Genomic DNA, 20463 nt, shown 5'->3' on the forward strand with positions numbered 1-20463 from the left:
TCAACCGCAATGTGCTTGCCGAAGCCCAGCGCCGGGTAAGCCTGGACCTTCGTTCCGCATGGAGTGTGCTGCATCACGAGCAGGAGAACCTTCGACTGTTTGTGAGCATTCTCGCCACCGGAAAACGGGTGGAGGATGCCTACAACAACCCGTCATCCGGCGCTTTTCGTGCGGATCTGGAGGAAGCCCGCCTGCAGTCCGGGTTTGATTTTTTTTCCATGACCGACAGCAAGGGCCGGGTCATCCTCCGGACCGTATCGCCTTATCATACCGGCGATTATCTTTCCAATAACCCTTTTGTTTCCAAAGCGCTCAGGGGCGAAACCGTAAGCGGGTTTTCCGTTTTAAGCGCCCGGCGCCTTAAGGCCGAGGGAGGCAACCTGGAGGAAAGCGCCTTTATTGTTTTCAAGCCCACCCCCAAGGCCAAGCCGAGAGCCAAGGATTCGGAGTCCGCAGGTATGTGCCTGATGGCTGCCGCACCGATCCGCGATGATCAGGGCAATATGCAGGGCGCCCTCTATGCCGGCATTCTTTTAAACCGGAACTATGAACTGGTGGACCGGATCCGCTCCATCGTGTTTGAAGACAAGCAATATAACGGACGTCACCTGGGAACCGTGACCACCTTTCAGTGGGATACGCGAGTCGCCACCAATGTCACCACCCGGGAAGGCAACAGGGCGATCGGCACCCGGGTGAGCGCAGAGGTCTATGACCAGGTCCTGGAGAACGACCGGAGTTTTTACGACCGCGCTTTTGTGGTCAATGACTGGTACATCAGCGCTTATGATCCCATCCACAACCTGGAGGGCGAAACCATCGGGATCCTTTATGTAGGTGTGCTTGCCCAAAAGTACGAAGATCTGAAAATGTCGCTGTGGAAACTCTACGGCGTGATGTGCCTGGTGCTGTCCCTTTTTGTGCTCGGCGTGGGCGGCATCTTTTCAGCCCGGATGACGGGTTCTGTCAAGCGCCTGGCCGACGCGGCCGCAAAGATTGAGACAGGCGATTTCCACATGCAGGTGCCGGAGCCTTCCCAGAATGACGAGGTCCGGGATCTGACAAGATCCTTTAATGCCATGGCCGCCAGCCTGCAGGAAAGAGAGGAGAAGATTCAGGCTGCCAACAAGGCGCTGGCGCAGACCAACGATTCGCTCCAGCGATTAAACGCCAGTTACCTGGATATGCTCGGATTTGTGTCCCATGAACTGAAAAATACCCTGGGCGTGATCTACACCTCGGCCCGGGCCCTGGAGCAGGGGTTTGCCGGAAAAATGACACCTTCCCAGGAAACGCTGATTAAAAACATTTCCCGCAGCATTCATACGGCAGTGGTCATGACGCGCAATTACCTGGATCTCTCCCGGATCGAAAAAGGAGAGCTGAAAGTTGAGGCCAGGGAAATCGAACTCATCAAAGATGTGATCGCTCCGCTGCTCGAAGAGTTGCGGCCCGCTATCGAGCAGAAGCGGATGCAGGTGGAAAATCGGCTTCCCGAATCCCTTGATCTGATGGCAGACCCGGAGTTAATCCGTATCGTGTTCAAAAACCTCCTGAACAATGCCGTGCAATACGGCCGGCAGGAGGGGCGCATCAGGATCGGGTACAACCTGGCAGAAAATTTGCATGAATTTGAAGTGTATAACGAGGGCAAAGGTCTTCGGCCCGAAGAGATCGAAAAGCTCTTCGGCAGGTTTGTCCGGTTTGACAGGGACAGCCAAAGCTCTCGGAGTACGGGACTGGGGCTGTTTATCACAAAAGAAATCATCCGTCGGCATGGCGGATCAATCCGGGCGGAATCAGAGCCGGGCTACTGGATCCGCTTTGTTTTTACGTTGCCATGGACGAATTGATCGGCTTTCATAATCCGGGGCTTTTGGATCAATAATTCATTTTTGCATGAATTTACAGGCAAAAGAAAAAAGGGGTAATTATGAGCAATGCCAACAAGGGACGAAAACGGGTCGTTTTTCGGCTCACCGCGCCGGAGGCTACCGAAGTCTGTATCAGCGGGAGTTTCAATGACTGGGATACCCGGAAGGGTGTTATGAAAAGAAAGCCCGGGGGATTCTGGGAAAAAATCATGATGCTGCCGCCGGGCCGATATGAATACAAGTTCCGGGTGGACGGCAACTGGTGGCTTGATCCGGGCAACAGTCAGTCCTGCGGCAATCCGTTCGGCGGTCGGAATTCGGTCATTGAGGTTGCCGACAACCCGACTGCTGCCAAGAGAAAAAGCAGGCAGGTCCTGTAGTATGAGTTGTCCATTGGAAGGAAAATGCATAAGCCCTTTTCCCGGATGATCGGGAAAAGGGCTTATTATATGGTAAAGCCGTATTTCGGACGGCATGCGTCGGGGCGCGGTGTTAATCGGCTTTAAAAATAACCCCCTTTTTCTCCAGAATTTTCCTGCCCTCGCCGTTTACGGTAAAATCGATGAGCGCCTTGGCCTATCCCTGCGGTTTTCCCTTGGTAACAAAAGAAAAAGATTGGAAATAGTTGTAATCCGGGGAATCCGGTGAGATTCCATCCACATCCAGCACTTTCAGGTCGCCTTCATTGTAAACCGCCGCCCGGGTGATAAAGGAGATCACGTACGGATAAACCTTGGCGGCCCGGACCACGCCGCCCAACTCCTTCCAGTTGCTGTATCTTCCGGAGAAAATTCCCTTGATCTGCTCCCGGCTCAGAGATTTGACATCGACTTCAATGCCGGTTTGCTCCGTAAATGTCTCGAAAAATACAGGGCCGAAAGCAGCATGCATCTGCGCCGAGCAGCTGAAGTACAGCGGGTCGGATTCGGTTATGGCGGATGCAGGTACTGTAAATATGATTAGACCAATGACGGCAGTCAAAACGGTGGCAAGAATCCGGGCTCTGGTGAAGATATTTTTAGAGACCAAAGTATGGAGTTCATAAATGAAAGGCCGCACCCTTCCGGCACCGCCCTCCATACTTCGGTCACCCTGCCGGTGCTCGGGTCGCTCCCCAGCGTGGCCCTATCCCCCGGAAAGGTATGGCGAGAATAACGGCCTGACCGGGATTTTAACCAACCTCATGGCTGACGGCCCGGCAGCGGCCTCGGTGGGGCCGATTACACTGAACATGGCCGGGCTGGTCCATCCGGGCACCACTTTTCTGCCGTTTATGGCCATGTCTACGGCAGTGGCATCATCCTTTGCATATCGCCTGATCATCGGCACGCCGCCCAATGCCATCGTGTACGCCAGCGGCTACCTGGAACCCAAGGATTATCTCCGGGTGGGCATTCCCGTCTGGATTATCGCCAATATTATGCTGCTGGCCCTGACTTTGGGCTACTGGGGTTTCAGGGGGTTCGGGGATCTTGCCGGATTTTAGCACTGAAAAAACAAATTGCTTAGACTGCCACACAGGGAGGCAATATGCAGATCAACCAGAAAAAAATACGCAACCGGGCCTTTCGCATGCAAGACGGAAGACTCTATTTCACCAGGGAGGCGGAGCGCAGAATCTTTTTCGTGCTCACCCTGTTGATGCTGGCCGCCGGTGTCATGATCCGGATGGGAGTGATCTGATATGGAACTGAGCCATGCGCATTCAAAACAGTTTTTCGGGCCGCGGACATATGCGGCACGGATGGCCCGGATTGTAAGTGCCCCACGGATGTTTTTCCGGGAATATGCCGAAACCGGTCATTTGTTTTTGCCGGTATTTGCACTGGTTCTTTCCGGCGGGTTTTATGCCTGTACAAGCCTGCTGGTCCATGCCTGCCCGCAGCCCATGGCGGCATTGATGATATTTTTCATCAATGCCGCGGGCATGCCGGTTCTGGCAGCCGGTATGGGCTATGCCGTAAGCCGGATGATCCTGCGAAGAAGGATTGGTTTCGGGCGCTTTTTCGGTATTTACGCATGGGCTGCAGCCGTTGTCCTGCCTTTGGCATGGGTGCCGTATCTGGTGCTGTTCGCAGAGGTGTGGCGATGGTGGCTCATTGGTGCGGGATTGATGATTGTATGCGGATTGAGGCGCTGGCAGGCCTTTCTGGTGGTTGTATTGACCCTGGGTGCCATGATTTAAGGATATCAATGGCTGTCAGTGCAATGGACATAGAATAAACGGGTATCCGGCATGATGCCGGGAGAAAAGGAGATCGTCTATGAGCCAGAAAATCAAGGTGTTAATGGTTGATGATGAAAAACGATTCCGGGAGACCATGGAAAAAATTTTAACGCGCCGGGGATTTGAGACCATTATGGCCGAAAGCGGTCCGGCAGCCATAGAAAAACTGGCTCAGCATCCTGACGTGGTCATTCTGGATATCCGGATGGAAGGCATGAACGGCCATGAGACACTGGCGGAGATCAAAAAACGCATGCCGGATCTGCCCGTGATCATGCTTACGGGTTACGGGGACTTGGATTCAGCCAAACAGGCACGGGATCAGGGGGCTTTTGATTACCTGGCCAAGCCCTGTGACATTGAGGTGCTCACCGGAAAAATCCGGGAGGCCACCCAAAGCCGGCAGATGCCTGAAGCATACAGGGAAAATCGGATCAAAGGGGTTATGATCCCCATTGATGAATACACCACCCTGACCTCGGATGTCACGGTGCAGGAAGCGATTTTTGAACTCAAAAAGACATTTGCAACGCGGGGCACCTCCAGGATCATGGAAACCGGTCATCGCTCCGTACTTGTTGTGGAAAAGCCCATGCAGGTCATTGGTATTTTGTCCATTCCCGATCTGATGCAGATGATTCTGCCTGCTTATCTATCAGCGCCCAAACCCTCCACTGCAGACAGCATTCAATATTCTCCCCTTTTCTGGAAGGGCGAATTCCAGCGGGCCATTGAACTGCATGCCCAAATGCCCCTCGGAGAAGTGATGTCGCCCGCCCCTATGATATCGATGCCAATGCATCGCTTATGGAGGCCACCTTTCAGATGGTTACCTACGGGGTGCGGCGCCTGCTGGTAAAGGCAGGAGATAAGGTGGTGGGCATCATCCGGGAGCAGGATCTGTTTTTTGAAATGGAGAAAATTCTGCGCGCAAAACAGGGATAAGCCCCAAAATCCGGAAAAATCAAGCGCTTGCCCTTGTCCGGGACGGTGCGTTTTGCCGGGAAAAATACAAGCCTGCATGAATTGATGCAATATGTAAAGAAAGGCTGCACCCAGCCGGGCCACAGGGTAAGCAAAAAAACGTTTTGCCGGTGATTTTCGCATGTATTGGTTATAACTGAAAATGGCACGTTTATTGCATTATGTTACTATAATAGAATTCACTGCAGGTTGTTTAACACACATTACAGGGGCATTAAGATGAGATCTTTACTGATTCTCGACAGCCAGACGGATCGCAGGCAACGACTGGTTCGCTATCTTTGTGAAGCCGGATATGAGGTGTGCGGGATCAGTGAAGCGCAATATTGCCAGTGGAATGATTATTCCGGGTTTGATCTTGTGGTTGTTAATTTTTATCCGGATGCCGCGGGGACATGGGATTTTTACATGGGTTTGAAAAAGAAATACCCGGATTTGCCGGTGCTGGTCTATCTGCAAAAAAGCTTCCACGCTTTCAGGAGCCTGAAGCAGGCCATTGACTCGGTTTTCTCATATCCGGAAAAAGCCTGCCGGCTGCCCCGGCCCGTGAGGGCCGTAAGAACCCTTGCCCGCTGTGATCATGGCCTCTGTTAACCCGTAATGGGTCATAAACGCGCCGCAGGCAACTGCGGGAAGGAATCGTTATGAGTGTATTGAATCTGGAAAAGATTTTTGCACCAAGATCCATTGCCGTTATCGGCGCAAGTGAAAAAAGCGGCAGCGTGGGCACCATGGTCACAAACAACCTGGTAAACGGCGGATACAAAGGCCGGCTTTACCCTGTGAATCCCAAATATACCCATGTGTCCGGCCAGCCTGCCTTCAAGTCGGTGGGGGACCTGCCGGCTGCCCCGGATCTGGTAGTGATTGCCACCCCCATTGAAATAGTTGCCGAAATTGTCCGGCAATGCATGGAAAAAGGCGCAGGCGGGGCAATGGTGCTGTCTGCAGGCGGCCGGGAGACCGGAAAAAAAGGCGCCGCCATAGAAGAGCAAATCAAAAGCCAAATCCAGTCCAGCGGATTTCGGGTGCTGGGCCCCAACTGCCTGGGCATCATTTCCACCCGGCATTGCATGAATGCCACTTTTGCCAACCGTATGGCACAAAGGGGCAAAATGGCCTTTATTTCCCAAAGCGGGGACATTTGCACCGCCATTCTGGATTTTGCCGAAAAGTCCCGGGTCGGATTCAGTTATTTTGTCAGTTTGGGGTCCATGCTGGATGTGGATTTCGGCGATGTAATCGATTATCTGGGCAATGAGCCGCAGGTGAGCAGCATTGTCATGTATGTGGAAAGCCTTACCCGGATACGCAATTTCATGAGCGCCGCCCGCTCCGTATCCCGGGTCAAGCCCATTATTGCCCTCAAAGCCGGCCGCACCCGGGCCGGGGCTGCGGCAGCGGCCTCTCACACCGGGGCCCTGGCAGGTGAAGATGCCGTATATGATGCCGCTTTTAAAAGAGCGGGTATTGTCCGGGTCAAGACCTTTGCGGAGCTGTTTGATTGTGCCGAGTTTATCGGAAAGCAGCCCAAACCCTCCGGCCACGGCCTGGCCATCCTGACCAATGCGGGAGGGCCGGGTGTGATGGCTGCTGATGCCCTGTGGGATTATGGATTTTCCCCGGTGACGCTGGAGCCTGAAACCATCCGGCAGCTGGATGCGATCCTTCCGCCCCACTGGAGCCATGCCAATCCCGTGGATATTTTGGGTGATGCCACAGCAGAACGATACGCGGACGCTGCCGGGATTCTTGCAAGCGCCAGGGAGGTCAACGGACTGCTGATCATGCTGACGCCCCAGGCCATTGCCGAGCCCACCCGTGTGGCTGAGTTGCTGGCCGAACAGTTAAAGAAACAATCCTTTCCGGTTTTTACAGCCTGGCTCGGGGGCAGCGACGTGGAAGACGGGCGGGCCGTATTTCACAAGGCCGGCATTCCGACCTTTGATTCTCCGGAGCGGGCGGTGCGGGCTTTTATGGATCTCTATCATCATTCCCGCAATATTGAAATGCTTCAGCAGATTCCGGAAAAACTTCCGCACCGGCTCGACTTTGACCGGCAGAAAGCAAAGGCCTTGATTGACACGGCACTGGCACGGGAAACCGGTCATATGCCGGAAATCGAGGCCAAGGGATTGCTGGCGGCCTATGGCATCCCGGTCAACCCGACCATGTTTGCCGGCACTGGGGAGCAGGCGGCAAAACTGGCGGAAAAAACAGGGTTTCCGGTGGTTTTGAAAGTGGCTTCCAGCCGGATCGTTCATAAAAGCGACGAGGGCGGAGTGGCGCTGAACCTCTGCGATTCCGCAGCGGTAAGCGAGGCTTTCGGACAGATGGCCCGGCGTATTGAGGACCGTTTTCCCGGGGCGTTTAATGGTGTCAGCGTGCAGAAAATGCTGCCGCAGGGAAGTTATGAACTCATTGCGGGTGCCAGAAAAGACCGTGAATTTGGACCTGTGGTGCTGTTCGGGACAGGGGGGGTATTAACAGAGGTGTTCAAAGACCGTTCCATCGCATTGCCCCCCCTGAACCGGCTTCTGGCCCGCAAAATGATGGAGGAAACCCGGATTTACAAAGTTTTGCAGGGATACCGCAATCTTGATGCCCTGGATCTGGTTCAGTTCGAGGCCCTGCTCATTCGGCTTTCCCAGTTGATGACGGATTTTGCCGAAATTTCCGAAATCGACATCAACCCTCTGATGGTTCATGACGGCCGGATCATCGCCGTTGATGCCAGGGTGATCGTCAGTCCTGCTGAAGTCAAAGCGCCCCTGCATCTGGTGATCAGCCCCTATCCCAATGAGTATGAAGAGCAACTGGATCTGGAAGATGTCGGCGTGTTAACGGTCCGGCCCATCCGGCCCGAAGATGCCCCGCTTCTGGAGGAGATGTTTAACGAACTTTCTCCCATGAGTATTTATTACCGGTTTTTCAGCCCCATCAAGCGTCTGCCCCACTATATGCTGGCCCGGTTTACCCAGATCGATTATGATCGGCAGATTGCCATGGTGGCAATATCCACAGCCGGAGGGATAGAGAAAATGCTTGGTGTCAGCCGGGTAATCGGGGAACCGGATGGAAAAACAGCAGAATTTGCCGTTCTTGTGGCTGACCAGTGGCATGGAAAGGGTATTGGCGCGATTTTACTGAAACGCTGTCTGGAGATTGCCCGAAGCCGGAACACGGAAAAGATTTGGGGTCTGATTCTGCCGGACAATACCAAGATGCTGGCCCTGGCCCGGAAGCTTGGCTTTGATATCCGGAAAGACAATACCGGTGAGTATGAAGCAACCCTGCGTTTCCAAAATTCCGGAGGAAAACCGGACAAACCATCTTATGCGGGTTCTGCCCGTTAAAAAAAGGAGGCCGCCAATGACCCACCACTATAACAAATATATTCCAGGAACCTACGGGAAACGTCTTCCCGGGGGCGCAGCCAAGGCAGAGGAGGTGATTTTGGAATGGGAACGCAAACGGCTCAAGGCCATCAAGAAAAAAGATACCGAAGCCCGGGTGACCAACTGCATTGCGTTTTCCCGGAAAATTGGTGTGGGCGCTCTTGAAATTGCGGATTTGGTGTCATCGCGGCTCGGGGGGATGCGCGTTGTGGACCGGGGGATTCTGGAAAAGATCGCAGAGAACAAGCATCTCGGGGAAAAAACCGTTGATTCTTTTGACGAGCGATATCCGGGAACCATGAGTGATTTTGCCGCTCTTCTGTTCGGGGAGAAATCCTTTACCATGGGCGATTACATGCGTTACTTGACCGGCGCTGTGTTTGCCATGGCCGACGCAGGGCCCACGATTTTTGTGGGCCGGGCGGTTCATCTGATCCTTCCCCGCCGCCGGTCTCTGGCTGTTCGGTTTATCGCATCCCGGGACTTCCGGGTCCGACGGATTGCAGAAATATTGGAAGTGACAGAGGATGCAGCAGCAAAGGAGCTCGACCGGGTGGACCGGGAGCAAAAGGAATTTTTCCGGAAAAATTTCAATAAAAAAGACGCTTCTGCCTATGAATTTGACATGGTGATCAATCGCGATTATCTGGAAAGCGCCGATGCTGCAGCCGAAGTCGTGGCAACGGCTTATTGTCAAAAATTTGATTAACATCACCGGCGGACTTATTCTTGGAAAATATGGCCCCGGACTCGGTTGACCCGGAAATGCCGGGGCTTTTTCAGTGCCGGTAAAAAATAACAATCAGGCAGGAGTCAGGATATGGATAATGGCAATAAAGGCCGCAGGCGGGTGACCTTTCGCCTGGCGGCTCCGGATGCCGCAGAGGTGAGCCTGGGCGGAAGTTTTAACAACTGGAACGGCAGCAAACATCTTTTGAAGAAAAAACCCGGAGGATTCTGGGAAAAAACCCTGATGCTGCCGCCCGGCCGCTATGAATACAAGTTTGTAATTGATGGAAACTGGTGTCTGGATCCGGCAAACAGGCAGAACTGCGACAATTCATTCGGCACCTGCAATTCCGTAATAGAGGTCAGCGCCGCACCCATAGCGCCGAGCCATAGAAAATCCTGACGCCCGCCTCCGAAAAAAAGTGTCTCGCATTTTCCCGGGCCGGTCATTGAAAAGCCGATTCCGGCTTATGGGACCTGTGTGTGCATGCGGCGTTTTTTTTACAATGTGTAAAAAAATCCTGCACTCTTTTTCTTTTCTTCTTTGAAAACATTGCCGCCGCAGCTTGTTTGACACGCTTTTTGAAATTTATGTTTTCCGGCATACCCCTTGCTTTTTTATTTTTTTATGACAGACGCCGCGGCAAATGCGTTAAAATCGTTGTTTTTGAATGATATTCCGGGTTTCTTTTTGATTTCAGTTAGATTTGGAGGAGTGTAGTCCATATGATGGAAAAATAAAAAAAATTCATTCATATTGACTGTATTTTTCAAAACGGCTATATAAAATCCTTTTTAGATTTTTGTTTGATGGGTGACTATTTGCTGAGCGCCCCAAAACATTGCAGGGGATTGTATTTTGACAAACAAAGAATCGCCGGAAGAAGGCGGCCAGAACGCAAAAGCTTATTACAGGAACCTGGCCCGGAACATGATTACAACCATGATCACGGTGTCTTTTGCACCCATGATTGTGGTGATTGTCTTTCTGCTGTATCATTTTGATATTTCCTATTATGAAAAAACCTATGCCCATCTCCAGGAACTGGTGCAGAAGCACAAGCAGAACATTGACACGTTTCTGGATGAAAAGCTGGCCAATATTCAGTTTCTGGTCCAGAGCAGCAGCCTTGAGCGGTTGACGGACCGGTCCATCCTCCAGGCCAAGCTCCGGTATTTGCAGCAGCAATACGGGGACGTATTCGTGGATCTGGGCGTGGTGGATGAAACCGGAAAACAGCTGGCCTATGCCGGGCCGCATGAGCTTCAGGATGCGGGCTATTTTGAGGCCGCCTGGTTTAAGCAGGCCATTGCCAAAGATTTTTATATCAGCGACGTGTTCATGGGGCTGCGCGGAAGTCCGCATTTTATCATTACCGTGCGCTGGCAGCGGCAGGGTGAGACCTATATTCTGCGGGCGACCATTGATTTCCAGTATTTTAACACCTTGGTGGAAAATTTGCGCGTGGGCCAGACCGGGTATGCATTTATCCTCAACAGCGAGGGCCGGTTTCAGACAAGGCCGGTTTTTGAAAAGGCCTTGTGGGAAAAGACCTATGATTATTTTATCCGGCGCATGGATGCCAGTGACCGGCCGGTGGAAGTGATCGAACTGCCGGACGAGTCCGGAACGACCCATATATATGCCATTGCCGGCTTAAAGAACGGTGACTGGCTTATGATTTTCAAGCAGGAGAAGTCTGATGCGTTCTCTGATATTTACCGGATGTTTAAATTTGCCGGCATCATATTTCTGGTAGGCGCCGCCGGTATTGGACTCATGGCATTTTTACTGACGAAACGAATGGTTAGAAGAATTATGAGCGCCGATAAAGAAAAGGCCAGACTCAATCAGCAGATGATTGAGACCGGCAAGCTGGCATCCGTGGGAGAACTGGCAGCCGGAATTGCCCATGAAATCAACAATCCTGTGGCCATCATGGTGGAGGAGGCCGGATGGATTGAAGACTTGCTGCAGGAAGAAGAGTTTGCCCAAAGCGAAAACCTGGAAGAATTCCGGCGGGCATTACGGCAGATTGCCACCCAGGGCCGGCGCTGCAAGGAAATCACCCATAAACTGCTCAGCTTTGCCCGCAAAACCGATGCAACATTAAAGGACGTGCAGATCAATGATCTGATCAAGGAGATTGTCGATCTTTCGGCCCAGATGGCCAGGTATAACAAAGTCATCATTGCCACCGAGCTGCAGCCGGGTCTGCCCTATGTCTGTCTGGCGCCTTCAGAGATGCAGCAGGTGATGCTCAACCTGATCAACAATGCCATTGACGCCATGGACAAAACCGGCGGCACCATCAGCATCGGCACCAAGCTCAGCAAGCTGGAGGAAAACCATATTGTCATCACAGTCGAAGACGACGGTCCGGGCATTCCGGAAGCCAATCTGAACCGGATTTTTGATCCGTTTTTCACCACCAAGGCCGTGGGCAAGGGCACGGGACTCGGATTGTCCATATGCTACGGGATTATCGAGAAGATGGGCGGCAAAATTGATGTCACCAGTACTGTCAACCAGGGCACCCGGTTCCGGATATGGATTCCCATCCAGGAGGCCGGAAAAGATTCATCTGAAAAAAAATGAACAAGGAGAGAAACACATGGCAAACCCATTTGTGATGCTGGTCGATGATGAGTCCGATTTTATCGAAACCATGTCCAAACGTCTGCAGAAGCGCGGTTTCAAAGTCCTCACAGCCACCGAAGGCAAGGAAGCCCTTGAACTGGTGAGCAAGAACCGGAATCTGGAGGTGATGATCCTGGATGTGAAAATGCCGGGTATGGACGGCATTGAAGTGCTCAGGGAAATGAAAAACAATTACCCCCTGATCGAAGTGATCATGCTTACCGGGCATGCCACCATCGAGTCGGCCATTGACGGGATGAAAATCGGTGCTTTTGATTATCTGATGAAACCCTGCGATATCGAACAGTTGAGCCAGAAGGTGCAGGAGGCGGTGGAAAAGCGCCGCGCCCAGGAAGAAAAAATTGAAAAGGCCCGGATGGAAAAAGTTGTATCCACCCGGGGCATCTAACAATCAGGATACGCTGCCATGTCTGATTCAGTAAAAGCCCGGAAAGACTGTATTCATCTTTTGCTCGTGGATGACGAGGAGGGCTATGTCAATGTCCTGGCCAACCGGCTTGGAAAACGCGGCATTGATGTGACAAAAGCCTACTGCGGTACCGATGCCCTACAGGCCGTGCGCTCCAGGGATTTTGACGTGGTGGTGCTGGATCTGAAGATGGAAGACATGGATGGTCTGGAAGTTCTTCAGGTTTTAAAGCAACTGGATAAGCGTATGGAGGTGATCATGCTCACCGGCCACGGATCCCAGGCAGCGGCCCGGGCCGGATTGGAGCACGGAGCTTTTGATTATCTGACCAAACCCTGCGAACTCGATGAGTTGCTGGAAAAAATCCGGGAGGCCTGTGTGCACAAGAAAAATAAGAAAGATCAAAAATAAGATTTGCGAGCATTCAGAATGACAATTACAGCCCCGGCTGCAAATAAAAAAAGCAGGCGGAATCGATAATGGATAACCGGCCATTGCGGACAAGGAGCCGAATATGTTTTTCAAATCCAATATATTCAAACTGGGCATTGCCATACTGCTCGGTGTCATCGTGTTGTTGCTGCCCCGACCGGAAGGAACCCAGTTCCGGATCAACGGAGATCCCGGCCAGCAGGTGCTGGCAGCGGTGGACAGCCATTTTTCCATTGCAGCCACCAAAAAGCTGAAGCAGGACGCCTATATTCTGGAAGTCCGGTCGGATCAGCCCATTGAGAAACCCGGGATTTATCTCAACCAGCAGTTGAAGAAAATGGATCTGGAGGGGGTTTCCATGGACTATGTGGACGGCCTGCCCCCAAAGGCCAAGCGGTTTCTGGCCTTGCTGGTTTTCCTGATTTTTCTTTTTATTGTCGAACCCATTCCCCTTGAGATTACCGCGATTCTGATCGGCGTGGGGCTTGTGGTCACCGGGGTCAGCGGTGTTGAAGGCGCATGGGCGCCCTACATGCATCCGGTGGTGATTTTTATCATGTGCTGCCTGATCTTTGCCATTGCCCTGGACAAATCCGGGATCACCAGGCGTATGGGATATTTTATCATTCGTAAGGCGGGCACCAGCGTGACCCGGTTTACCTTTATCATTGCAATGGGCCTTGGCTGGGCCTCCGGGTTTATGCACGATGCCGCTGCCTGTGCCGTGGGCCTTGTGACCATGCTGCCGATGATGAAGGCCGCCGGCATTGAGCCCCATACAAGAACCGCCAAATTCATGATGCTCTCCCTGCCGTTTGCCTGTTCGGCCGGCGGAATGGGCACCCTTGTGGGCGGCGGCAGAAACATGGTGGCCGCCGCTTTTCTCAAGGAATTTACCGGCATCGAGATCACCTTCTTTGACTGGATCATGTATGCCCTGCCAGCGTCTTTGATCACGGTCCCGGTGGCCGTGCTCATGGTATATCTGGTATACCGGCCGGATACAAGCATTAAACTGCCGGAACTCGATGAGGAGCTGGGCCCCTGGACCCGGACGGAAATCATTACCCTGATCATCGTTGGGCTGACTTTTCTGACCTGGTTGACCAAGGGTTTTCACGGGATCCACTATTCGATTACCGGTATGCTGGGTGTGGCGGTACTGACGGTGACCGGGTGTCTCAAATGGGAGGATATCAATGACAACCTGGAATGGGGGACAGCCCTGTTTATTTTCGGCGGTGGTATTTCCCTTGGTCTGGCCATGGGGTATTCGGGTGCCGGCGAGTATTTTGCCAACATGTTCTTCCCGGTGGTCCAGGGAGCCGGATGGCTGGGCCTGTTTATCGGGGTGGGCGTGTTCGGGGCCATTGTCACCAATACAATGGCCAATGTTGCAGCCGCGGCCCTGATTTTGCCCATCGTCATTCCCATGGCGCAGATGGAAGGCGTGGATCCCAGGGTGCTTGCCCTGTGCCTGGGCATGGCCTGCTCTTTTGCCATGCTGCTCGTGATCGGGTGTCCGCCCAATGCCATTTCATACAGCTACCGGTACTTTAAATCCGTTGATCTGACCAAGGCCGGCCTGGTGGTAATGCCGGTATTACTTACCATCATTACCGTTGTGGCCATGATCTGGTGGAATATTCTGGGGCTTGTATAATACATTAGGACAAGGCATCATGACGGATTCCGGGCAAAAACAAGACAAGCAAGCCATCGGTGTTTTGCTGGTGGATGACGAGGTTGATTTCCGGAGCACGGCGGCCAAACGGCTCAACCGGCGGGGCATTGAAGTGGCCCAGGCCGGCACCGGCGAAGAGTGCATCGGTTTGCTGGAATCCGATTCGGATCGGGTGGTGGTGCTGGATGTTAAAATGCCCGGCATGGACGGCATCGAAACCCTGGGGGTGATCAAAGAGCGCTTCCCGGAAACCGAGGTCATCCTGCTCACGGGCCATGCATCGGCCCGGGACGGGGTGGAAGGCATCAAAAAGGGCGCGTTTGACTATCTCACCAAGCCCATCGAGTTCGATCATCTGCTGGAAAAGATCCGGCAGGCCCATGACCGGCGGCGCAGAATCGAGGAGCAGAAGCGGGAGCAGGAATTCCGGGCCAAAATGGAGCAGCAGATGATCGCCACAGAACGGCTGGCCGCCCTGGGGACCCTGTCCACGGGGGTGGCCCACGAGATCAACAATCCCCTGGCCATGATGCGCGAATCGGCCGGGTTCATGCGGCTGGTGCTCGGCAAGGAGGAAATGGCGGATGTGCCCCGCAAGTCCGATCTGGAGCGGGGGCTGGACAAGATTGAAAAGGGCATTGAAAGGGTCCGGCGCATTACCCATCTGCTGCTGGGATTCGTTCGCCAGCAGGACCAGCCGTGTGCCGAAACCCGGCTGAAGGATCTGATCGAAGAAAGCCTTGAATTGGTGGGCCGGGAGGCCAGAGACAAGGAGATCGCTTTCGTACGCGAAATGGCGGAAGCCGATGGCATCATTTACAGCGACCCCTATCAGATCCGCCAGGTCTTTATCAACCTGTTGACCAATGCTGTGCATGCCATTTCAAGGCAGGGCACCATCACCATCGGTCTGCACGACAAGGGTGACCAGGTGGAATTCTTTGTTGCGGACACGGGTGAAGGCATTCCCAGGGAGAACATGAGCAAGATATTTGAACCCTTTTTCTCTACGAAATCGCCGGACAAGGGCACAGGCCTGGGGTTGTATGTAACCCGCGGAATTGTCAACAAACTCGGCGGCGACATTTCCCTGGAAAGCAGAGTGGGCCGAGGCACCACATTTCGGGTGGTGCTGCCCAAATGCCACCCGGGAGGAGTTGAATGCACGGAAGATGAGAATGTGTGCCACGATATCCTACAAAAAATCAAGGAGATGAAAAACGATGATTCAGATACCGGCCAAAGTTCTGATCGTTGACGACGAAAAAGATTTTGTGGAAATGTTTTCCCTTCGGCTCCAGGAAGCCGGCCAGAAAGTCTTCGAGGCCTACAGCGGCAAGGAATGCCTGGATATGCTGACCGAAAGACCGGATATCGATGTGGTGGTGCTCGATATCAAGATGCCCGGCATGGACGGCATCGAGACCCTTCAGCAGATCAAGAAAAAATTTCCCATTGTGGAAGTCATCCTGCTGACCGGGCATGGGACCATTGAAACCGCTGTAGAGGGAATGCGGCTGGGGGCCTATGATTATCTGCTCAAGCCTGCGGATTTCGAGGATTTCAAGACCAAGCTGGAAAGGGCCAGAAAGCGAAAAGACGAGCAGGAAGAACGTATTCGGAAAGCCGAGCAGCGGGCCATGATCCGCAAGTCCGGGGAGGTTTACTGATGGATATGGCTTAATTGAGGATTGTTCAGAGATTAAAAAAACAATGCGGCCCTGTATCTTCCACCGGCAGACCGGCAGACAGATGGGGCCGACCCAGGGGATCCATCAATCAAGGAGTTGGATAAATGGAACGGAAAATCAATTTGTTGTTCGTGGACGACGAGGAGCAGTTCCTCAAATCAATGACAAAGCAGCTTGAGGTTCGGGATTTCAATGTCATTGCCGTCAACCGGGGTGAAAAGGCCCTGGAGGTGGCCCGGGCCGTTCCCGTGGATGTGGCCCTGGTGGATTTGAAAATGCCGGGCATCAACGGAGAAGAGACCCTTAAGGCGCTCAAGGATGAGCATAAGTGGCTGGAAATTGTGATCCTCACCGGGCACGGCAGTATTGATTCGGCCAAGGAGTGCACTCGAAGCGGGGCTTATGAATACCTTCAAAAGCCTTGCCACTTCGATGACCTGCTGGAAGTGTTGAAAAATGCCTACAAAAAAAAGGTCATGAACAAAAACAAGATCGAGGAAAAACGGATCAACGAAATGCTGCGCCTGGCGCAATCCGATTCTCCCAGGAAGATTCTGGCCCGGCTCAAGGAAATAGACCAGGGCGATATCTGATCCGGCCCGCTTCCAGTAAATACATCAAGGTCGTTATGCCCGGACCGCAAAGCACAGCCCATCGTGAAGGGCCGAGTGCATGGGCAGGTAGGAAAGGATCTGAACGCTTTGCCAGCCGGAATCGTCATAAATGGCCCGGTTGAAGCTTTTTGCATCCACAAAAGCGGTATTGTCGGCAATCAGCAGGCCGCCGGGGCGCACCAGCGGTGCCAGTTTGACAAGCGCTGCGTGATAGTCCTTTTTTTCAATATCCATGAATACAAAATCAAACGGGCCGTCAAGCTCCGGCAACACCTGAAGACCGTCTGCCTCCATGACGGTCACCACTTCGGAAAGCCCTGCCTGATCCAGGTTGGTCCGGGCCTTTTGGGCCATGTCTGCATTGTTTTCCAGGCTCAGGACCCGGCCGTTGGCCGGCTGGCATGCCCGGCCCAGATAGATGGCCGAATATCCGGTGGCCGTGCCCAGTTCCAGGATATTGACAGCGCCGGTGGCCCGGGCCAGGACAAATAACAGTTGTCCCACCACCGGACCGGCAATGGGGATGTTTTCCTTTTGGGCTTCGGCCTCGAGTTTTTGCAAAACCGCATCCCGCTCCGGGATAAGCTGAGAAAAATAGGTTTCCGGGTGTTTGACAGTGTCTGCCAAGGTGCGTTCTCCTGTTTTCAAATATATTGTCCGGATATTTTTTTCACAATCCAACCATAATTTCTGTTTGCACCAATTGCAAGACGTCATTGCCCCAAGGTCTTTATAATGCCCTGACAACGGGCAATATTGAAAAGTTCACGGCCATGATGCGTTTTTTGGGTTTTGCCCGGCCGGCCATGGGCCGAAACAGGCATTGACTCTTGCTGCGGTTTGACGCTTCAGAGGGTTTGATGTATATTTTCAACCAGGTATGGATATTGACAAAAACACCACAGGGGGGGTGGCTGATGAAGCGCACGCAATGGAGCAGCAGGGACCTGGAGCAGATCCGTGAGCATGGACTCTCTGAAGAAGTTGTGGAAGAACAGGTTGCCGTGTTTGAAAAAGGAGCACCTTATGCCGAGCTGGACCGGCCGTGCACGGTGGGCGACGGCATCAAGCGGCTGGGAGACGAGGATCTTGACGAATATATCCGGGCCTTTGAAAAGGCGGTTTCCCGCCGGGAGGCGGTGAAATTCGTGCCGGCTTCCGGTGCGGCCACGCGAATGTTTAAGGCCCTGCTCCAGATTGCCCACAGCCATTCGCCAGTGGAATATGCAGAGATCTGCGCAAAAGGGCAAAAAGAGGGGGGTGTGTATGCCGAGGCCTGCAGCTTCATGGATCATGTTCAGGAGTTTGCCTTTTATGCAGACCTGGCCCAAAAAATGGGAAAAGACGGCCTGGATGCGGCAGAACTACGTAAGCAGGGGGATTTTAGCCAAATTTTTGAATACCTGCTCACGGACAAGGGCCTGGATTATGCCTCAACCCCCAAGGGCTTGATTCTGTTTCACAAATACCCGGACGGCGCCCGCACCGCATTTGAGGAGCATCTGGTGGAGGCGGCCGCATATGCAAAGGATCAGGACAGCAGATGCCGGCTTCATTTAACTGTGTCCCCGGAGCACCGGGCGGGATTTGAAGCCCTGCTGCGGGCCAGGCGCCGGGACTATGAACAGGCATACAATGCCGCCTATGATGTGGGTTTTTCTCAGCAGTCGCCGGCCACTGATACCATTGCCGTGGACATGGAAAACCGCCCCTTCCGGGATGCCGACGGACGGCTTGTGTTCAGACCGGGTGGCCACGGGGCTTTAATCGACAATCTCAATGCCCTGGATGCGGACCTGGTTTTTATCAAAAACATTGACAATGTCGTGCCCGACCGGCTGAAAAACGAAACCTTTCGCTGGAAAAAAGCCCTGGCCGGATATCTGGTAAAGCTGGAAAAACAGATTCGGCGGTTTCAGGAGCAGTTGGCAGGAGACAGCCCCCGGAACCCGGATCTTGACGAGGCCGCCGAATTCCTGGAAAACGAGCTCGGGGTCCGGCTGCCGGATTATTTTAGGAATGCTTCATCGGATCGCAAAAAGGCGTTTTTAACAGACCGGCTGCACCGTCCCCTGCGTGTATGCGGCATGGTGCCCAGCACGGGCGAGCCCGGCGGGGGCCCGTTTTGGGTGAAAGACAAAGAGGGCGGGGCCTCTATCCAGATCGTGGAAAGCGCCCAGATTGATCCGGACTCCCCCCGGCAGCAGGAAATTGCAAAGGCCCTGACCCATTTCAATCCCGTGGATATCGTGGCCAGTCTCAGGGATGCCAATAACCGGCCGTTTGATCTGCATCGGTACGTGGATGATCAGGCGGTGTTTATTTCCGTTAAATCCAAAGACGGCAGGGAGCTAAAGGCCCTGGAGCATCCGGGTCTGTGGAACGGGGCCATGGCCGGGTGGAATACGGTGTTTGTGGAAGTGCCGCTGATCACGTTCAGTCCCGTCAAAACCGTCAATGATCTGCTGCGCAGGGAGCATCAGGGATAAGATGGAAAAAGTGGATATATCTGAAATCAAAACCCTGGGCTCGGGCCTGGCCCGCCCCGAGGGGGTTATGGCCGAACCCGGCGGCGGGCTGGTGGCCGCAGATGCCCGGGGCTGCTGCGCAAAAATTTCTCCTGACGGGCAAACGCAATTTTACGGGAATGTGGGCGGAGTGCCAAACGGAATCTGCCTGGACAAGCAGGGCAACTGCATCATTGCCAATATCGGAAACGGGCAGGTCCAGTGTCTGGCTGCAGACGGCACCCACACGGTCCTGTTTGATAAAGCCGACGGGCGGGCCATGCCCACACCCAATTTTCCCTTTCTGGATCTTCAGGGCCGGCTCTGGGTTTCAAACTCCACGGCCGGGGATCTGGAACAATCCCTCCGGCAGCCCGTCCCGGACGGGTGCGTGGTGGTCTGCGAGAACAACCGGGCCAGTATTGCCGCAGATGGCCTGTATTTTGCCAACGGGGTGGCAGTGGATTCGCAGGGTAAGTATCTGTATGTGGCGGAAACCACCCGGCGGGCCATTTCCCGGTTTGCCATCGGAAAAGACGGCCGCCTGGGCCCCGGGGAAACCTACGGGCCGGAACCGCTGGGTGATCTGGGGTTTCCGGACGGATGCGCCCTGGATGAGGCCGGCAATCTCTGGGTCACATTTCCCGCCTGGGGGGCAGTCGGGTATATCGATCCGGACAGGCGGCTTTGCATGGTTGTCGAAGACCGCCGGATGGAAGTGCTCCGGCGGCCAACCAATATCTGTTTTGGCGGAAAAGACCGAAAAACCGCATTTATCGGAAGCCTGGACGGCCAGTCCATTGCGTATTTCCCGGTGCCCTATCCGGGCCAGGCCCTGATCCATCAGTTGTAAAAAGCTTTTTACCGCGTCCGCTGTTTGTCAGGAAGGAAGCCCCGGGGCCGGCGTCGGTTTTTTCGCTCCTGACCGTTTCCGGGTTTCTTCCATCCAGCCCCGGACAATTTGAAATTTTACTCGCTCCGGCATTGGCTGAATTTATCCCGGAAACGCTCAATGTCGCTTCACAAACCGACCCCGCCCCCGGTCTTCCTTGGTAGGGTTCTTGCCGGGCCAGCCCTCGGGACCGGGCATGAAAACAACGCTTTTTAAGACTTGGATGTGTTGCTTCCGACTCCCTTGGTGTGCAACTTTGCCCACAGTCGGCCATGATGCCGGCCCGGGGGTGGTTTGCGAGTCGCATTGAGCGCGCAAGCGGTCAGCAGGGAGCAAACCGCCACCGGGCCGGCATCATGC

At 53.7% G+C, this 20463-nt stretch carries 21 protein-coding genes and 1 pseudogene; 20 read left to right on the plus strand and 2 right to left on the minus strand.

Going from position 1 to position 20463, the window contains the following annotated elements:
• Positions 1-1853, plus strand: a 1853-nt coding sequence (locus ACTCIA_RS13485) for a cache domain-containing protein (protein ID WP_463002332.1), incomplete at its 5' end; no start/stop codon positions are given.
• Positions 1854-1933: 80 nt separating this feature from the next.
• Entirely contained in the window at positions 1934-2254 is a 321-nt protein-coding gene (locus tag ACTCIA_RS13490) for a glycogen-binding domain-containing protein (protein ID WP_463002333.1), read from the plus strand.
• A gap of 196 nt (positions 2255-2450) precedes the next feature.
• On the opposite strand, the gene ACTCIA_RS13495 is transcribed toward ACTCIA_RS13490, so the two are convergent.
• Entirely contained in the window at positions 2451-2765 is a 315-nt protein-coding gene (locus ACTCIA_RS13495) for a hypothetical protein (protein WP_463002334.1), read from the minus strand.
• A gap of 259 nt (positions 2766-3024) precedes the next feature.
• Here ACTCIA_RS13495 and ACTCIA_RS13500 point away from each other — a divergent pair.
• From ACTCIA_RS13500 to ACTCIA_RS13575, 16 genes and pseudogenes are all read left to right on the plus strand, one after another.
• Positions 3025-3360, plus strand: a pseudogene (locus ACTCIA_RS13500) (anion permease); the annotation flags it as partial.
• Between the two features lie 44 nt (positions 3361-3404).
• The gene (locus ACTCIA_RS13505; RefSeq protein WP_463002335.1) at positions 3405-3557 is read left to right on the plus strand and encodes a hypothetical protein; all 153 of its coding nucleotides are present in this window, start codon (positions 3405-3407) and stop codon (positions 3555-3557) included.
• A 1-nt stretch (position 3558) separates the two neighbouring features.
• On the plus strand, positions 3559-4059 hold the full coding sequence (locus ACTCIA_RS13510) for a YIP1 family protein (protein ID WP_463002336.1): 501 nt from the start codon (positions 3559-3561) through the stop codon (positions 4057-4059).
• 79 nt (positions 4060-4138) lie between these two features.
• Positions 4139-4960, plus strand: a complete 822-nt coding sequence (locus ACTCIA_RS13515; protein WP_463002337.1) for a response regulator — start codon at positions 4139-4141, stop codon at positions 4958-4960.
• Positions 4927-5046 (plus strand): hypothetical protein, encoded by a 120-nt coding sequence (locus ACTCIA_RS13520; protein WP_463002338.1) that lies wholly within the window; start codon positions 4927-4929, stop codon positions 5044-5046. The genes ACTCIA_RS13515 and ACTCIA_RS13520 overlap by 34 nt, the downstream gene beginning before the upstream one ends.
• A gap of 258 nt (positions 5047-5304) precedes the next feature.
• Positions 5305-5679 carry a hypothetical protein gene (locus tag ACTCIA_RS13525; protein ID WP_463002339.1) on the plus strand — a complete coding sequence of 125 codons (375 nt, stop codon included), beginning with the start codon at positions 5305-5307 and terminating at the stop codon, positions 5677-5679.
• A 50-nt stretch (positions 5680-5729) separates the two neighbouring features.
• Positions 5730-8441, plus strand: a complete 2712-nt coding sequence (locus ACTCIA_RS13530; RefSeq protein ID WP_463002340.1) for a bifunctional acetate--CoA ligase family protein/GNAT family N-acetyltransferase — start codon at positions 5730-5732, stop codon at positions 8439-8441.
• Between the two features lie 16 nt (positions 8442-8457).
• Positions 8458-9192: a cytidylate kinase-like family protein gene (locus ACTCIA_RS13535; RefSeq protein WP_463002341.1), complete on the plus strand. Its 735-nt coding sequence runs from the start codon at positions 8458-8460 to the stop codon at positions 9190-9192.
• 111 nt (positions 9193-9303) lie between these two features.
• Positions 9304-9615: a glycogen-binding domain-containing protein gene (locus tag ACTCIA_RS13540; protein WP_463002342.1), complete on the plus strand. Its 312-nt coding sequence runs from the start codon at positions 9304-9306 to the stop codon at positions 9613-9615.
• A 456-nt stretch (positions 9616-10071) separates the two neighbouring features.
• Positions 10072-11811, plus strand: coding sequence for a sensor histidine kinase (locus tag ACTCIA_RS13545; RefSeq protein WP_463002343.1), 1740 nt, complete (start codon positions 10072-10074; stop codon positions 11809-11811).
• A 16-nt stretch (positions 11812-11827) separates the two neighbouring features.
• Positions 11828-12262, plus strand: a complete 435-nt coding sequence (locus ACTCIA_RS13550; protein ID WP_463002344.1) for a response regulator — start codon at positions 11828-11830, stop codon at positions 12260-12262.
• Between the two features lie 18 nt (positions 12263-12280).
• A complete protein-coding gene (locus tag ACTCIA_RS13555; protein ID WP_463002345.1) occupies positions 12281-12694 on the plus strand; it encodes a response regulator in 414 nt (137 codons plus the stop codon).
• Between the two features lie 103 nt (positions 12695-12797).
• On the plus strand, positions 12798-14378 hold the full coding sequence (locus ACTCIA_RS13560; RefSeq protein WP_463002346.1) for an SLC13 family permease: 1581 nt from the start codon (positions 12798-12800) through the stop codon (positions 14376-14378).
• Positions 14379-14397: 19 nt separating this feature from the next.
• Positions 14398-15657: a sensor histidine kinase gene (locus ACTCIA_RS13565; RefSeq protein ID WP_463002347.1), complete on the plus strand. Its 1260-nt coding sequence runs from the start codon at positions 14398-14400 to the stop codon at positions 15655-15657.
• Positions 15623-16069, plus strand: a complete 447-nt coding sequence (locus ACTCIA_RS13570) for a response regulator (RefSeq protein WP_181549977.1) — start codon at positions 15623-15625, stop codon at positions 16067-16069. The genes ACTCIA_RS13565 and ACTCIA_RS13570 overlap by 35 nt, the downstream gene beginning before the upstream one ends.
• A gap of 125 nt (positions 16070-16194) precedes the next feature.
• Positions 16195-16683 (plus strand): response regulator, encoded by a 489-nt coding sequence (locus ACTCIA_RS13575; protein WP_463002348.1) that lies wholly within the window; start codon positions 16195-16197, stop codon positions 16681-16683.
• Between the two features lie 33 nt (positions 16684-16716).
• Here ACTCIA_RS13575 and ACTCIA_RS13580 read toward each other — a convergent pair whose 3' ends face one another.
• Positions 16717-17331 carry an O-methyltransferase gene (locus tag ACTCIA_RS13580; protein WP_463002349.1) on the minus strand — a complete coding sequence of 205 codons (615 nt, stop codon included), beginning with the start codon at positions 17329-17331 and terminating at the stop codon, positions 16717-16719.
• A 290-nt stretch (positions 17332-17621) separates the two neighbouring features.
• Between ACTCIA_RS13580 and ACTCIA_RS13585 the strand changes: the two genes are divergently transcribed.
• Complete coding sequence (locus tag ACTCIA_RS13585; protein WP_463002350.1) at positions 17622-19193, plus strand: DUF4301 family protein; 1572 nt, start codon at positions 17622-17624, stop codon at positions 19191-19193.
• A gap of 1 nt (position 19194) precedes the next feature.
• Positions 19195-20064 carry an SMP-30/gluconolactonase/LRE family protein gene (locus tag ACTCIA_RS13590; protein ID WP_463002351.1) on the plus strand — a complete coding sequence of 290 codons (870 nt, stop codon included), beginning with the start codon at positions 19195-19197 and terminating at the stop codon, positions 20062-20064.
• Positions 20065-20463 lie beyond the last annotated feature (399 nt).

This window comes from Desulfosalsimonas sp. (genome assembly GCF_055149105.1).